This window comes from Telluria sp. ZB4P36 (assembly GCF_059685865.1).
Genome location: NZ_JCASIE010000027.1, coordinates 1 through 14,783, shown reverse-complemented (window position 1 = coordinate 14,783; position 14,783 = coordinate 1). Strand labels below are relative to the sequence as shown.

Genomic DNA, 14,783 nt, shown 5'->3' with positions numbered 1-14,783 from the left:
CCTTATATTACAAACGAAACTTTCCTCATTTGCATAGACGGTTTCGGCTATTAAGCCTTAGCAAAGAATTCAGAAAACCAGCTTGGCCGCCACGCCGGTCAGCGTGGTCGCCAGCAGGGCGCGCAACACGCGTTCCGGCACCTTGCGCGCGGCCATCGCACCCAGGGTAATGCCCGGCACCGAACCGATGAGCAGGGTCAGCAGCAGCATCCAGTCGATCGAGCCCAGCCACCAGTGGCCCACCGCGGCGATCGCGGTCAGCGGCACGGCATAGGCGATGTCGGTGCCGGCCACTTCGGCCGGCGTGAGGCGCGGATAGAGCATGACCAGCAAGGTGGCGCCGATCGCGCCGGCGCCGATCGAGGACACGGTGACCAGCACGCCCAGCACCGCACCCGAGATGATGGTGGCGGTGGTCAGCGCCCTGCCCTGCAGCTGGCGCCCGGGCCTGGCATTGACCCAGGCCAGCATGCGGGCGCGGAACAGCAGCGCGACCACGGTCAGCATGACGGAGACGGCGATCGAATAACGGATGAGCTGGCCGATTTCCGCGTCGAGCCCGCCGAAATGCTTGAGGGCCAGGGTCGCCACCAGCGCGGCCGGCAAGGCGCCCAGGCACAGGCGGCCGACGATAGCCCAGTGGACGGTGCGGTTGAAACGGTGGGTAACGGTGCCGACGCCCTTGGTGATGGACGCGAAGGCAAGGTCGGTGCCGACGGCGACCGACGGCGAGACGCCGAACAGCAGCGTGAGCAGCGGCGTCATGAGTGAACCGCCGCCCACGCCGGTCATGCCGACCAGTAGCCCTACTGCAAAACCCGCGATGATATACGTCGTCGACATGCCTTTACCCCCAAGTTAATGCACAGGGTAAGGGGACTCGGCAGTTAGGCAAACAACAGGTTTCTTATTTGCTTATGCGGGGTCATCGGCGGCAGTGCCGCCGATGACGGATGGCGGCAATTACTTGTTCGGCTGCGGGGTCAGGCGCAGGTAAGGCCGCGGCGAGGTATAGCCTTTCGGATACTTCTGCTGGATGACAGCCGGATCCTGCACGGTCAGCGGAATGATGACGTCGTCGCCGTCCTTCCAGTTGCCCGGGGTGGCCACGGTGTAGCCGTCGGTCAGCTGCAGGGCGTCGATCACGCGCAGCACTTCATCAAAGTTGCGGCCGGTGCTCATCGGGTAAGTGATCGTCAGGCGCACCTTCTTGGCCGGGTCGATCACGAACAGCGAGCGCACGGTGGCGGTGGCCGAGGCTTCCGGGTGGATCATGTCGTACAGGGTAGAGACCGATTTGTCGGCGTCGGCGATGATCGGGAAACCGACCACGGTCTGCTGGGTTTCTTCGATGTCCTTGATCCAGTCGCGGTGCTTGTCGGCCGGGTCCACCGACAGCGCGATCGCCTTGACGTTACGCTTGTCGAACTCCGGCTTCAGCTTGGCGGTCAGGCCCAGCTCGGTCGTGCAGACCGGGGTGAAGTCGGCCGGGTGCGAGAACAGCACCACCCAGGAATCGCCCGCCCATTCGTGGAAACGGATCTTGCCGATGCTGGAATCCTGCTCGAAATCGGGGGCGGTATCGCCAAGGCGTAAGCTCATCGTAATTTCTCCATGGTGGACGACGGGTGACTGGCCAGTCTAAGTGGACTCGGCCATTAATCAAACGACAGCTTTGTAATTTACTTAGAAAAATCGACTGTATAGCACCACTGCCCAAGTCGCCACTGCCAGAAGCAGGGTCAGGGCGACCGCCGCGCTGCCCATGTCCTTGGCCACTTTCGAGAGCGGATGGCGTTCGAGCGAGATGCGGTCGACGATCGCCTCGATGGCCGAGTTGATGATCTCGACGATCAGCACCAGGATCAGCACGCCGACCAGGACCAGTTTCTGGAAGCCCGACACCGGCAGCAGCAGGGCCGCCACGGTGGCGATGGCGATCACCACGACTTCCTGGCGGAAGGCGGCCTCGCTGCGCCAGGCCCAGGCCAGGCCGTCGCCGGTGTTGCGGCAGGCTGCGAGGATGCGGGCGATGCCGCGCTTGGTCTTGAACTCGCTGATCGGGTGTTCCATGGCTTTATTGAAAAGAATGCAGGACTGCCATTATGCCCCGCCGGCAAGACCTTGCACACCGATGCCCATCGGTTTGCATCTCCGTTTCACATCATGGTATAAAGGGGCAATACTGCACTGCACCAAGCACCTCATGAAAATGGAAAACCCAGAACTGGCAGCCGCGACACCGGGCAAGACGTCGATCCAGGTCATCGAACGCATGATGGCCCTGCTCGATGCGCTGGCCACCTACTCCGATCCGGTGAGCCTGAAGGAATTGTCGAAGGTCTCCGGCCTGCATCCCTCGACCGCCCACCGCATCCTGAACGACATGGTGGTCACGCGCTTCGTCGACCGGGTCGAGCCGGGTACCTACCGCCTCGGCATGCGCCTGCTGGAACTGGGGAACGTCGTGAAAAGCCGCTTGTCGGTGCGCGAAGCGGCGCTCGATTTCATGCGCGCCCTGCACAAGAAGACCCAGCAGACCGTGAACCTGTCGGTGCGCCAGGGCGACGAGATCGTCTACATCGACCGCGCCTATTCCGAGCGCTCCGGCATGCAGGTGGTGCGCGCGATCGGCGGCCGGGCGCCGCTGCACCTGACCTCGACCGGCAAGCTGTTCCTGTCGATCGACGACGCCAAGACGATCCGTGCCTATGCCACGCGCACCGGCCTGGCGGGTCACAACAAGAATTCGATCACCGACCTGGCGCGCTTCGAGCGCGAGCTGAGCCTGGTGCGGGCGCGCGGCTATGCGCGCGACAACGAGGAGCTGGAACTGGGCGTGCGCTGCATGGCCGCCGGCATCCATGACGACAGCGGCAAGCTGGTGGCCGGCCTGTCGATCTCGGCCCCGGCCGACCGCCTGCAGGAAGAATGGCTGGACGACCTGGTGCAGACGGCCTCAAGCATCTCTGCCACCCTGGGTTACCGCCCTGCCCCGGCGGTCTGAAGGGCTAGTGCAGCGCCGGCGCTGACACGGTGGCGGTGCTGATGATCTGCGTATCGTTCGCCCCCAGGGTACCCGGCGCCAGCACGTCGACCTTGCTCGGCGCCAGCGCTTCCAGGAAGCGGCGCACCCGGCCGGCATCGGCGGTGCGCGACATCTTTCCTTTCGAATCCAGGAACACCATGATCACGTTGCGGCCCTGGATGGCTGCCTGCATCACGAGGCAGCGCCCCGCTTCGTTGATGAAACCGGTTTTCTGCAGGCCGATGTTCCAGTCGGGCAGCGCCACCAGGTAGTTGGTGTTCGCGTAGCGCATCGGGCGGCCGCTCGCCTTCACGACCGAGTTCGGCGTGGTGGAAAATTCGCGCAGCAGCGGCTGCTGGTAAGCCGTGGAGACCAGGCGCGCCAGGTCGCGTGCGCTCGACACGTTGCGGCTCGACAGGCCGCTCGAGTCGACGAAAAGGGTGTCCTTCATTCCCAGCGTGCGCGCCTGGGCGTTCATGGCGGCCACGAAGGCGTCGATACCGCCCGGGTAGTTGCGCCCGAGCGCGGAAGCAGCCCGGTTTTCCGAACTCATCAGGGCAATGTGCAGCAGCTCGCGGCGCGTCATGCGCGTGCCCACCGGCAGGCGCGAGCTGGAATATTTGTGGCGGTCGACGTCGGCGTCGGTGATGCGCAGGGTTTCGTCCAGGTCTTGCCTGGCCTGCACCACGACCAGTCCGGTCATGAGCTTGGTGATGGAGGCGATCGGCAGGGCGACGTTGGCGTTTTTTTCGAACAGGACTTCGGAACTGTTCTGGTCGAGCACGAAGGCGACGTTCGAGCGCAGCGACAGCGGATCGGCGGTGCGGCGCAGGCCGGCGGCGTCGCCGGCCGTGCGGGGATCGATGGCGACGGTGGGCGCCGCGCGGCGCACCAGCTGGTAGGTGACCTTGCGCTTGCCGCGCACCATTTCCACGCGGCGCACCATGCGCTGGCGGTTGTCGTCCGCGATGACCTGGGCCAGGTCCTTGCGCTTGCCGCGCACGGCCTTGCGGGCCGTCGCGCGCTTCTTCTTGACGACCTTCTTCTTGGCAGCCTTGGATTTGGATTCGGCACCTGCGCCCACGCCCGCACCTGCACCCGCACCCGCACCCTGGACGGGCTGAAAGGCAAGCAGCAGCGAAACGATGGCAGCCAATGCAAGTTTGAACATCTGGAACCCTTCGGCGCAAACTGATGAGGTGCGGAATGAAGTTTAGCGGATCGAGACTTGATCGCAAGCGAAAATTAGATTCCGTGCGGCAATTCCCGATACCAACAAGCTTTTCCTATCAAGTATTTACAGCAACTACTCCAGGAAGCGCGCGAACTGTGCCGGCTTCTCGCGCTCGGTCACCAGCGTGTTTTCGATCTTGTGCGGATCGGCCCAGCCGAGCGCCATACCGCACACCACCATTTCATTCTCCGGCAACCCGAGCTGCTGCGCAATCACGCGGTGATACTGTGTGAAGGCCGCCTGCGGGCAAGTGTCGAGGCCGCGGCCGCGCGCGGCGACCATGATGTTTTGCAGGAACATGCCATAGTCGAGCCAGGAGCCCTGTTCCAGGATGCGGTCGATGGTGAAGATCAGGCCGACGGGCGCGTCGAAGAAGCGGTAGTTGCGCGCATGCTGGGCCGCCATGCCGGCCTTGTTGTCGCGCGTGAGTCCCAGCAGCGAATACAGGTCCCAGCCCACCTTGCGGCGGCGGTCGACGTAGGGCGAGATCCATTCGCGCGGATAGTAGGCATATTCCTCGGTGTGGCGGCGCGCCTGCTCGGGATCGGCGTTCACCGCCGAGATCGCCTCACTCAGGTCGCGGCGCGCCTGCCCCGTCAGCACATAGACCTTCCACGGCTGGGTGTTGGTGCCGGACGGGGCGCGCGCGGCCACCTCGAGGATGCGCTCGATGTCGTCCCGCTCGACCGGCTTGTCGAGGAAGGCGCGGATGGAACGGCGCGAGGTGATGGCCGCGTCGACGGCTTCCTGTTGGGGGCTGGTGATCATGGGGTCTCCTTGTTGTTCGACTGCTTGACGACGAATGCGACACCCAGCACGGCGACGACCATGCCGGCCAGTGCCAGGGGGCTGAAGGACTCGCCGAACAGCAGCCAGGCCATGACGGCGGTGGTGGGTGGGGTCAGGTACATGAGGCTGCTGACCTCGGTGGCGCGGCTGCGCCGGATCAGGGTGAACAGCAGGAACAGCGCGCCGATCGACAGCGCGAAAATCGACCACAGCCAGGCCGCGATGAACTCCCTGCTCCAGGTCACTGCCGAAAAGCGCAGGTCCAGGCCTTCCAGCACGATGGCCAGCGGCAGCAGCGCCACCACGGTGGCGGCGAACTGGATCACGGTCCCGGTGCGCAGATCGAAGCCCGGGCACCAGCGCTTCTGGTACATGGTGCCGGCCGTGATGCACAGCAGCGCGAACACGCACAACACGATGCCGGCCGCGCTCAGGCCGGCCAGGTGCAGCTTGGCGTGTACCACCAGCGCCACACCGGACAGGCCGAGCACGAAACCGAACCATTGGCGCGGCCGTACCCGCTCGCCGATCAGGGGCGCCGCGGCTGCCGTGAGGACAGGCTGCATGCCGACGATGAGGGCGGTCAGCCCGGCCGGCATCCCGAGCTCGATGGCGGCCCATACACCGCCGAGGTAGCCGGCCTGCAGCAGCAGTCCCGCGACCGCGACGTGCAGCAAGCGGCCGCGCGGCCAGGGCGCGCGCAGGATGAACACGACCGGCAGCAGCACGGCCAGCACGCCCAGGCAGCGCAGGATCAGGAAGGTAAGCGGCGGCGCATACGGCAGGCCGAGCTTGGCGACGATGAAACCGGTACTCCACAGGAACACGAACAGCAGCGGCACCGGCGACAGCCAGGATGCGGACGGGACGGGATGGGTGCTGGTGCTGGAGGACATGGGTGAATGCTGCACAGCAGCTTATTCCGAACGACTTGGTGAAAATACAAGCCATGAGTCTACCACGCTGTCGTAAGCGGCCTTGGCGCTGCCGCTGTTTCAAGGTTTCTTGCGTTAAATCAAGCCTAAGTCTTTGAAATTTCTTGTAATCAATGCATTCAAGAAATTTATGAACACATTATGGTGCGTCGCATCAAATTCGCTTGACTCACCCGAAAACATGGTTGAAAATCGGGTCTGTTGCGGTGCACAAAAAAGAGTTTCGTCGAAACTACGCGAATAAAACCTGCCTCACCGGTCCAAGCAACATTTCATCCACTGTACTTATTGAAATTTGGAGATCCACATGTTTGCAATCCCTGAGCAGTTCTCGAATGCTACCAAAGCCAACCTGGAGTCGCAGTTCGCGCTGATGTCCTCGCTGACTGCCAAGACCTTCGAAAGCATGGAGAAACTGGTCGAGCTGAACATCAGCACTGCCCGCAGCACCCTGGAAGAGTCGTCGAATGTCACCCGCCAGCTGCTGAGCGCCAAGGATCCGCAAGAATTCTTCTCGCTGACCGCTTCGCAAGCCCAGCCGACCGCTGAAAAAGCCCTGTCGTACAACCGCCAGCTGGCCGCCATCGCCACCGGCACCGGCGCCGAGTTCTCGAAGGCCGCCGAAACCCAGATCGTCGAAACCAACCGCAAGGTCATCGCCCTGGTCGACGAAGTGAGCAAGAACGCCCCGGCCGGTTCGGAAAGCTTCGTTGCCGCCGTCAAGACCGTGATCAGCAACGCCAACGCCGGCTACGAGCAGTTCAGCAAGACCAGCAAGCAAGCTGCCGAAGCGATCGAAAACAACGTCAACGCCGCGGTGAGCCAATTTTCGGCTACTGCTCGCAAGGCTACCGCTACTGCGGCTGCTGGGACCCAGACGGCTGCCGCCTAAGCTGCGACTCGTCAGATGAAAAAGCCGGGACGGCGACGTCCCGGCTTTTTGTTTTTGCGCCTGCCGGCATCACTCTCCCAGGTAGGCCGCCTGCACCCGCGGATCGTTCAGCATGTCCGCCGCATTCCCGCTCATGGTCAGGCTTCCCGACTCCATCACATAGCCCCGGTGCGCGGCCTGCAGCGCCAGCCTGGCGTTCTGCTCCACCAGCAGAATCGTGATCCCCTGCCGCGAGACCTCGCGGATCACCTCGAAGATCTTCTCCACCATGATCGGCGCCAGGCCCATCGACGGCTCGTCGAGCAGCAGCAGGGTCGGATGGCACATCAGCGCGCGTGCCATGGCGAGCATCTGCTGCTCGCCGCCCGACAAGGTGCCCGCCAGCTGGCCGGAGCGCTCCTTCAGGCGCGGGAACACGGCATACCACTTCTCGATATCCTGGGCGATCGCTGCCTTGTCATCGCGCGTGTAGGCGCCCATCAGGAGGTTCTCGTGGATCGTCATGCGGGTGAACACGCCCCGCCCTTCCGGCACCATGGCCAGCTTGCGCTGCACCATGCGGAAGGATGGCGTGCCGCGCAGCGACTGGCCGAGATAGCTGATCTCTCCTTCGAGCTTGCAGGACGGAAGGGTGCCGGTGATGGCTTTCAGCGTGGTGGTCTTGCCGGCGCCGTTGGCGCCGATCAGGGTCACCAGCTCGCCCTTGTTGACCTCCAGGTCCAGGCCTTTCACGGCCTTGATGCCGCCGTAGGCGACCTTCAGGCCAGCTATTTTCAGGATGTTGTCGCTCATTGCTGCGCTCCGCCGAGATAGGCCTTGATCACGGCCTCGTTCTTCTGGATCTCGGCCGGCAGACCTTCCGCGATCTGCTTGCCGTACTCGAGCACCGTGATGCGGTCGCACAGGCCCATCATCAGCTTGACGTCATGCTCGATCAGCAGCACGGTCCTGCCTTCGTTCTTGATCTTTACCAGCAGCTCGCGCAGGGCCAGCTTCTCGGTGGCGTTCATGCCGGCCGCCGGTTCGTCCAGCGCCAGCAGCTGCGGATCGGTGGCCAGCGCGCGCGCGATCTCGAGGCGGCGCTGGTCGCCATAGGACAGGTATTTCGCGGTGCGATGGGCGAACTGGCCGATGCCGACGAAATCCAGCAGCTCCTGGGCGCGCCGGCGGATCGCCGCTTCTTCCTCGCGCGCCGCCTTGTGGCGGAAGATAGCGCCGAACACGCCCTGGCGGGTGCGCACGTGGCGGCCCACCATCACGTTTTCGAGCGCGCTCATCTCGCCGAACAGGCGGATGTTCTGGAAGGTACGCGCGATGCCGGCTTTCGCCACTTCGTGCGGAGCCGAAGGCGAGTACGGCTTGCCGGCCAGTTCGAAGCTTCCGCTGTCCGGCTGGTACAGGCCGGTAATCACGTTGAAGAAGGTGGTCTTGCCGGCGCCGTTCGGGCCGATCAGGCCGACGATCTGGCCGCGCTCGATGCGGATGCCGACGTCAGTGAGCGCCTGCAGGCCGCCGAAGCGCTTGTTCACGCCACGGATGTTCAGAAGGATCTCGCTCATGCCTTGGCCTCTTCTTCTTCCTCGCGTGCCAGTGCGGCATTCGGGCGGTCTTCCTTGTTCGGCGACGGCCATAGCCCGGCCGGACGCGCCAGCATGATCAGCACCAGCGCCAGGCCGTACAGCAGCTGGCGCAGCACCTCGGCCTCGATCACGACGGTGCCGAACAGCGCCTGCTGCGCCGGTTCCACCACGTGGCGCAGCACTTCCGGCAAGGCCGCCAGTAGTACGCCCCCCAGCACCACGCCCGGGATATGGCCGATCCCGCCCAGCACCACCATCGCCAGCACGGCGATCGATTCCGTCAGCGAGAAGGATTCCGGCGACACGAAGCCCTGGAAGGCGCCGAACATCGCGCCGGCCACGCCGCCGAAGGAGGCGCCCATCGCGAAGGCCAGCAGCTTGACGTTGCGGGTGTTGATGCCCATGGCCTTGGCCGCGATCTCGTCCTCGCGGATCGCCACCCAGGCGCGGCCCAGGCGCGAATGCTGCAGGCGGCTGGTGACGAAGATGGTCGCGATGGTGAGAAACAGGAAAAGGAAATAGTAGGCGTTCACCGAGGGCATCGAGAAGCCGCCGACCTGCACCGTGGCCTGCGACCCGGCCTCCCCTGCCAGCGACACTCCGAACACGCGGATCGGGTCGATCATGTTGATCCCCTGCGGCCCGTTGGTGAAGTTGATCGGGTCGTTCAGGTTGTTCATGAAGATGCGGATGATCTCGCCGAAGCCGAGGGTCACGATGGCGAGGTAGTCGCCGCGCAGCTTCAGGGTCGGGGCGCCCAGCAACGCGCCGAACAGGGCCGCCACCAGCGCCGCCAGCGGCACGATCGCCCACACCGACAGGTGGATGCCGTTCTGCTGGATCTCCGGGCCGAAGAAGGCCACCAGCGCCTCGCCCAGCGCGGGCGAATAATAGATGACGGACTCCAGCAGCGCCGCGAACTGCGGCGAGGAGAACAGGCCGACCAGGTAGGCGCCCACCGCGAAGAAGGCGATGTAGCCCAGGTCGAGCAGGCCGGCGAAGCCGACCACGATGTTCAGGCCCAGCGCCAGCATGATGTACAGCAGCGCGATGTCGATGATGCGCACCCAGGAATTGCCGAACTGGGAAGCGATGAAGGGGAAAACCAGCATCAGGGCCAGCACGATTCCCATGCTGGCATAGGCCCGGCGCGGCTTGTGCTGGACGTCGAAAGTCAGGAGTGCCATGGTGTGTGTCCTCCGTGGTTCAGGCGCGGTCCGCCACGCGCTCGCCCATGATGCCGGACGGGCGCAGGGTCAGCACGAGGATGAGCACGACGAAGGCGAAGATGTCCTGGTAGTGGCTGCCCAGGAAGCCGCCGGTCAGGTCGCCGATGTAGCCGGCGCCGAGTGCTTCGATGATGCCCAGCAGGATGCCGCCGATCATGGCGCCGTAGATGTTGCCGATCCCGCCCAGCACGGCGGCGCAGAAGGCCTTCAGGCCCGGCAGCACGCCCATGGTGAAGGTGATCGACGCATAGTTGGCGCCCCACATCACGCCAGCCACCGCGGCCAGCGCGGCGCCGATGGCGAAGGTGGCGACGATCACGCGGTTCGAATCCACGCCCATCAGGCCGGCCACGCGCGGGTTCTCGGCCACGGCGCGCATGGCGCGGCCCATGCGGGTGCGCTCGACCAGCAGCACCAGGCCGACCATGGCAAGCGCCGCCAGCACCAGCAGCAGGATCTGGGTGTGCGAGATCAGGGCGCCGCCGATCGACACCGGCTCGGGCGAGAGCAGTTGCGGGAAAGGCAGCGGGCTGCGGCCCCAGATCATCATGGCGAAGGTCTGCAGCAGGATCGACACGCCGATCGCCGTGATCAGGGGCGCCAGGCGCGGCGCGTTGCGCAGGCGGCGGTAGGCGACGCGCTCGATCAGGATGTTGACCAGGATCGCCACCGGAATGGCGCCGAGGATGGCGGCCGCCAGCTGCACATAGCCCGGCAAGCCGGGCGCGTAGGCCTCGAGCAGCTTGAGGATGCTCAGGCCGATCATCGCGCCGATCATCAGCACGTCGCCGTGGGCGAAGTTGATCAGGTTGAGCACCCCGTACACCATCGTGTAGCCGAGGGCGACCAGGGCATACATGCTGCCCAGCACCAGGCCGTTGAGGATCTGTTGAATGAAGGTTTCCATTGTGCGTCCGCTCTTTCGTGACGGGCCAAGAAAAACGGCACTTCGGGTATCCCCGCAGTGCCGTTCATGGCCTGGCGTTCATGTTCCGATTGCCGCCATCATAACTTGGCAAATGGAAAACTTACACTGGAAAACGCTCCACTCCGGCAAATATGCTCCGATGTAAAGACAGCCGATTCAGGCCGCCTTTGCCCCGTCCAGCCCTTTCGGCAGTGGGAACACCACATTCTCCTCGACGCCTTCGAGGGCGCGCACGCTGGCCGCGCCCAGTTCCTTGAGCCGGTCGATCACGGCCTGCACCAGCACTTCCGGGGCCGAGGCGCCGGCCGTCACGCCGATGCGTTTCTTGCCAGCAATCCACTGCGGGTCAATCGCGGTGGCGTTATCGACCATGTAGGCCGGGGTGCCCATCTTGTCCGCCACTTCGCGCAGGCGGTTCGAGTTCGAGCTGTTCGGGCTGCCGACCACGACCACGACTTCCACCTGCGGCGCGAGGAACTTGACGGCTTCCTGGCGGTTGGTGGTGGCGTAGCAGATGTCGCCCTTCTTCGGTTCGATGATGTTCGGGAAGCGCGCCTTCAGCGCGGCGATGATGTCGGCGGTATCGTCCACCGACAGCGTGGTCTGCGAGACGTAGGCCAGCTGGTCCGGGTTGCCGACCTGCAGCGTGGCGACATCGTCCACGGTCTCGACCAGATACATGCCCGCTTCGGCCTGGCCCATGGTGCCTTCGACTTCCGGGTGGCCGTCGTGACCGATCATGACGATCTCGCAGCCCTGCTTGCGCATCTTGGCCACTTCCACGTGGACCTTGGTCACCAGCGGACAGGTGGCGTCGAAGATGGTCAGGCCGCGCGCCTCGGCATCGGCACGGACGGCCTTCGAGACGCCGTGGGCCGAGAACACCAGGGTGTTGCCGGCCGGGACGTCTTCGAGATTTTCGATGAAGATCGCGCCCTTGTTGCGCAGGTCTTCGACCACATAGGCGTTGTGCACGATTTCGTGGCGTACATAGATCGGGGCGCCGAACTGGCGCAGGGCGCGCTCGACGATTTCGATGGCACGGTCGACGCCGGCGCAGAAGCCGCGCGGCTGGGCAAGCAGAATCTCGTTGTCCATGAAGGTTTCCTGTTTTACAGAACCGAAATCAGTTTCACTTCGAATTGCAGGGCCTGGCCGGCCAGCGGGTGGTTGAAATCGAACAACGCGCTGGTCTCGCGCATTTCCAGCAGCACGCCGGCGAAGCGGCCGCCCTTGGGCGCGTTGAACTCGATCAGCTCGCCCACCTTGTAGTCGGCGTCCGGCACCGAGTTCTCTTGCAGCGTCGCCTTCGACACCGCCTGGATCAGCTCCGGGTTGCGTTCGCCGAAGGCGTCGAGCGCGCTGAGCTGGAAAGTCTGGTGCGCCCCTTCCGGCAGGCCGATGAGGCGCGACTCGAGGAAAGGTGCCAGCTGGCCCTGGCCCAGCAGCAAGGTGGCCGGGGTGCCGTTGAAGGTAGTGATGAGATCAGTACCGTCGGCGGTGGCAAGCCGATAATGCAGGGTCAGGTAGGACGATTCGTTGACGACTGGTGCGTTGGACATGTTCTTTGTGGTGACAGGCAGGCCTGTTGCAGGCAAACCGCTATTGTAAGCCACGCCCGACTCTCGCGCCGTGGCGTGCCCTTATTTATGGCAAGGATCAGACAATGAGAATCACTGAATGGCCGGAAGAGCAACGCCCGCGCGAGCGGCTGTTGCGCGGTGGCGCCGGCGTGTTGTCGGACACCGAACTGCTGGCGATCTTCCTGCGCGTGGGTGTGGCGGGCAAGAGCGCGGTGGCGCTGGCGCGCGACATGCTCGACCATTTCGGCTCGCTGCACCGGCTGCTGCACGCCAGCTCGAGCGAATTCGGCGCCCTGCACGGGCTCGGCCCGGCCAAGTATGCCCAACTGCAGGCGGCGATCGAACTGACGCGGCGCGCCGTGGCCGAGGAGTTCGAGCGCGAGGGCATGTGCTCGCCGGAAGCGGTGCGCGCCTGGCTGCGCCACCAGTTCGCGCTGCAGGCGCACGAATCCTTCGTCGTGCTCTTCCTCGACGTCAAAAACCGCCTGATCACATTCAGAGAAATGTTTAGGGGCACACTGACTCACACCAGCGTCTACCCGCGTGAAGTCGTCAAGGCAGCCTTGCAGTGCAATGCGGCGGCGCTGATCCTGGCGCACAACCACCCCTCCGGCGTGGCCGATCCGAGCGAGGCCGACCTGCGCCTGACGACGGCCCTGGTGCAGGCCCTGGCCCTGGTCGACATCCGCGTACTCGACCACTTCGTGGTAGCCGGGACACAGGTGCACTCGTTCGCCGAACACGGCCAGCTGTAAGGACGAAAGACGGAATATCAGCGTGAAAACAGGGTGTTACATCACTCAAGGGCAAATGTTAAATCCATTGAATGATATAAGACACAATTGTTTTTCGCAAGTGATTGATTTGTCGTGGGTTTCCGCGCTATACTCTCGTTTTTCCAAATTTGGATATTCTTAAGGAGTGCACTATGGCACGTGTCTGCCAAGTTACCGGCAAGGGAGTGATGGTTGGCAACAACGTCTCCCACGCTAACAACAAAACCAAGCGTCGTTTCCTGCCGAACCTGCAGAACCGCCGCATCTTCGTGGAATCGGAAAACCGCTGGGTCTCCCTGCGTCTGTCCAACGCCGGTCTGCGCGTGATCGACAAGCTCGGCATCGACGCCGTGCTGGCCGACATGCGTGCCCGTGGCGAAAAAGTTTAATTAGGGAGCTATCATGGCAAAAACTGGCCGCGACAAAATCAAGCTGGAATCGACCGCAGGTACCGGTCACTTCTACACCACCACCAAGAACAAGCGCACCATGCCGGCGAAGATGGAAATCACCAAATTCGACCCGAAGGCACGCAAGCACGTGATCTACAAGGAAACCAAGATCAAGTAATCGATCTTGTTTCTGCGAAAAAGCCGCCCGTTTCGACTGGCGGCTTTTTTATTGCAGCTTGACTCCGCTCAGCGGCACGGAGATGCATATATTGCCATTTTCGCCGGACCGTGAAAGCATAGGGCGTTGTCGACTTCACCACGCACAGCATGCGCCATCTGCTGACATGTCCCGTGTTGTCCCTGGCCGCCTGCCTGCTGTGCGCCTTGCCTGCGCACGCCCAAGCTCCCTCCCCCGACGGCTTGCCGACGGTGGAAGTCAAGGCTGCCCGCACCCGCCTGCTGCCCTACAAGGAATGGTTCTACCCGATGGCCAAGGCGGTCCAGCAGAGCCTGGCCGGACGGGCTGCACTGGCGGTCCAGCTGCGGCCGGCTCGGGCGGGCGTGCGCACCGACGACCTGTCCCTGTGGCTCGAAGGTGGCGGCGAATCGCTGCAGGTGCGCGCGGGCGAACACGGCCTGTACATCGTCCCGGTCGCCGACCGCATTGCACAGCTGGACGGCAGCTTTTCGATCAACAAGAATCCCGCCGACCTGCGCGCCAACCTCGTGCTGATCCCCACCCTGGCGCCGGATGCCTGGACGGTGGGCGAAATGCGGCGCCTGCTGCTCGACGTGCATGCGACCATCGATCCGCTGGTGCCATGGCACCATCGCCTCCTGAACCGGGTCTCGATGCGCAAGCTGGGCGTGTCCGTGTGCAGCCTGTCGCCGAACGCCTACGTCGAGGTCCGCGACGGCAATCGCCTGCTGGCGCGCTATCCGACCAGCGAGCCGGTGCGCAATCACGCGAACTCCCCCGTCTATTGCCACCGCTTCACGGGCAACGAAGACTTCGATCCGCGCGCCCGCCTGGTGCTGCCGGAAGATGCGCAGGTGCTGCTGATTTGAGGAAAGTAAAAAAAACGGCTCCCGAAGGAGCTTGACTCTAGTCGAACCAAATGTGAACTGAAGTGTCCTAATGTGACCATGGAAAGCACGATAGGGATCAGACAGGCCACGAAGCTGGTGGGGGCCACGGTGAAGACGCTGCAGCGCTGGGACCGGGAGGGGCGGTTCGTCCCGGCGGCGCTCACCGCCAGCGGGTGGCGCCGCTACACCGAGCGCCACCTGCGCGCGGCACTGGAGAGCGACCATGTTGCTGGCGCACCGGATCAGGATTGACGCGAGCGCAGCCCAACGCGACTATTTCGCGCGCGCGGCCGGCACTGCCCGGCGCGTCTGGAATTGGGCCCTGGCC

20 protein-coding genes are annotated in these 14,783 nt (G+C 64.0%); 8 read left to right on the top strand and 12 right to left on the bottom strand.

Annotation, left to right across the window (positions count from 1 at the left end):
* Positions 1-69: 69 nt before the first annotated feature.
* The 3 genes from AC56LK_RS23290 to AC56LK_RS23280 all read right to left on the bottom strand — a co-directional run bounded on the left by AC56LK_RS23290 (position 70) and on the right by AC56LK_RS23280 (position 2,073).
* Entirely contained in the window at positions 70-843 is a 774-nt protein-coding gene (locus AC56LK_RS23290; protein ID WP_497186838.1) for a sulfite exporter TauE/SafE family protein, read from the bottom strand.
* Between the two features lie 120 nt (positions 844-963).
* Positions 964-1,602: a peroxiredoxin gene (locus tag AC56LK_RS23285; protein ID WP_497186837.1), complete on the bottom strand. Its 639-nt coding sequence runs from the start codon at positions 1,600-1,602 to the stop codon at positions 964-966.
* A gap of 84 nt (positions 1,603-1,686) precedes the next feature.
* On the bottom strand, positions 1,687-2,073 hold the full coding sequence (locus AC56LK_RS23280; RefSeq protein ID WP_497186836.1) for a diacylglycerol kinase: 387 nt from the start codon (positions 2,071-2,073) through the stop codon (positions 1,687-1,689).
* A gap of 133 nt (positions 2,074-2,206) precedes the next feature.
* On the opposite strand from AC56LK_RS23280, the gene AC56LK_RS23275 reads away from it, so the two are divergent.
* Complete coding sequence (locus AC56LK_RS23275) at positions 2,207-3,007, top strand: IclR family transcriptional regulator (protein ID WP_497186835.1); 801 nt, start codon at positions 2,207-2,209, stop codon at positions 3,005-3,007.
* Positions 3,008-3,011: 4 nt separating this feature from the next.
* On the opposite strand, the gene AC56LK_RS23270 is transcribed toward AC56LK_RS23275, so the two are convergent.
* The 3 genes from AC56LK_RS23270 to AC56LK_RS23260 all read right to left on the bottom strand — a co-directional run bounded on the left by AC56LK_RS23270 (position 3,012) and on the right by AC56LK_RS23260 (position 5,947).
* Positions 3,012-4,199 carry a serine hydrolase gene (locus AC56LK_RS23270; protein WP_497186834.1) on the bottom strand — a complete coding sequence of 396 codons (1,188 nt, stop codon included), beginning with the start codon at positions 4,197-4,199 and terminating at the stop codon, positions 3,012-3,014.
* A gap of 135 nt (positions 4,200-4,334) precedes the next feature.
* Complete coding sequence (locus AC56LK_RS23265; protein WP_497186833.1) at positions 4,335-5,030, bottom strand: nitroreductase; 696 nt, start codon at positions 5,028-5,030, stop codon at positions 4,335-4,337.
* Positions 5,027-5,947 (bottom strand): DMT family transporter, encoded by a 921-nt coding sequence (locus AC56LK_RS23260; protein ID WP_497186832.1) that lies wholly within the window; start codon positions 5,945-5,947, stop codon positions 5,027-5,029. The genes AC56LK_RS23265 and AC56LK_RS23260 overlap by 4 nt, the downstream gene beginning before the upstream one ends.
* A 346-nt stretch (positions 5,948-6,293) precedes the next feature.
* Between AC56LK_RS23260 and phaP the strand changes: the two genes are divergently transcribed.
* Entirely contained in the window at positions 6,294-6,878 is a 585-nt protein-coding gene (gene phaP / locus AC56LK_RS23255; RefSeq protein ID WP_497186831.1) for a TIGR01841 family phasin, read from the top strand.
* 69 nt (positions 6,879-6,947) lie between these two features.
* Here phaP and AC56LK_RS23250 read toward each other — a convergent pair whose 3' ends face one another.
* The 6 genes from AC56LK_RS23250 to AC56LK_RS23225 all read right to left on the bottom strand — a co-directional run bounded on the left by AC56LK_RS23250 (position 6,948) and on the right by AC56LK_RS23225 (position 12,177).
* Positions 6,948-7,670, bottom strand: coding sequence for an ABC transporter ATP-binding protein (locus AC56LK_RS23250; protein ID WP_497186830.1), 723 nt, complete (start codon positions 7,668-7,670; stop codon positions 6,948-6,950).
* Positions 7,667-8,437, bottom strand: coding sequence for an ABC transporter ATP-binding protein (locus AC56LK_RS23245; protein WP_497186829.1), 771 nt, complete (start codon positions 8,435-8,437; stop codon positions 7,667-7,669). The genes AC56LK_RS23250 and AC56LK_RS23245 overlap by 4 nt, the downstream gene beginning before the upstream one ends.
* Entirely contained in the window at positions 8,434-9,645 is a 1,212-nt protein-coding gene (locus AC56LK_RS23240; RefSeq protein ID WP_497186828.1) for an ABC transporter permease subunit, read from the bottom strand. Before AC56LK_RS23240 ends, AC56LK_RS23245 begins: the two co-directional genes overlap by 4 nt.
* A 19-nt stretch (positions 9,646-9,664) precedes the next feature.
* Positions 9,665-10,594, bottom strand: coding sequence for a branched-chain amino acid ABC transporter permease (locus AC56LK_RS23235; protein WP_497186827.1), 930 nt, complete (start codon positions 10,592-10,594; stop codon positions 9,665-9,667).
* 177 nt (positions 10,595-10,771) lie between these two features.
* Complete coding sequence (gene ispH, locus AC56LK_RS23230; protein WP_497186826.1) at positions 10,772-11,713, bottom strand: 4-hydroxy-3-methylbut-2-enyl diphosphate reductase; 942 nt, start codon at positions 11,711-11,713, stop codon at positions 10,772-10,774.
* A 14-nt stretch (positions 11,714-11,727) separates the two neighbouring features.
* Entirely contained in the window at positions 11,728-12,177 is a 450-nt protein-coding gene (locus AC56LK_RS23225) for an FKBP-type peptidyl-prolyl cis-trans isomerase (protein ID WP_497186825.1), read from the bottom strand.
* A gap of 104 nt (positions 12,178-12,281) precedes the next feature.
* Here AC56LK_RS23225 and radC point away from each other — a divergent pair, with 104 nt between their 5' ends.
* From radC to AC56LK_RS23195, 6 genes are all read left to right on the top strand, one after another.
* Complete coding sequence (gene radC, locus AC56LK_RS23220; protein WP_497186824.1) at positions 12,282-12,953, top strand: RadC family protein; 672 nt, start codon at positions 12,282-12,284, stop codon at positions 12,951-12,953.
* A 173-nt stretch (positions 12,954-13,126) separates the two neighbouring features.
* Positions 13,127-13,363 carry a 50S ribosomal protein L28 gene (rpmB, locus tag AC56LK_RS23215; RefSeq protein WP_026354825.1) on the top strand — a complete coding sequence of 79 codons (237 nt, stop codon included), beginning with the start codon at positions 13,127-13,129 and terminating at the stop codon, positions 13,361-13,363.
* 13 nt (positions 13,364-13,376) lie between these two features.
* Positions 13,377-13,544, top strand: a complete 168-nt coding sequence (gene rpmG, locus AC56LK_RS23210; RefSeq protein WP_005665735.1) for a 50S ribosomal protein L33 — start codon at positions 13,377-13,379, stop codon at positions 13,542-13,544.
* A 149-nt stretch (positions 13,545-13,693) separates the two neighbouring features.
* Positions 13,694-14,434, top strand: a complete 741-nt coding sequence (locus AC56LK_RS23205; protein WP_497186823.1) for a hypothetical protein — start codon at positions 13,694-13,696, stop codon at positions 14,432-14,434.
* A 78-nt stretch (positions 14,435-14,512) separates the two neighbouring features.
* Positions 14,513-14,707, top strand: coding sequence for a MerR family transcriptional regulator (locus tag AC56LK_RS23200; RefSeq protein WP_497186822.1), 195 nt, complete (start codon positions 14,513-14,515; stop codon positions 14,705-14,707).
* Positions 14,679-14,783: helix-turn-helix domain-containing protein (locus tag AC56LK_RS23195; protein ID WP_497183030.1), on the top strand; the 105-nt coding region annotated here is incomplete at its 3' end. The genes AC56LK_RS23200 and AC56LK_RS23195, both read left to right, overlap by 29 nt.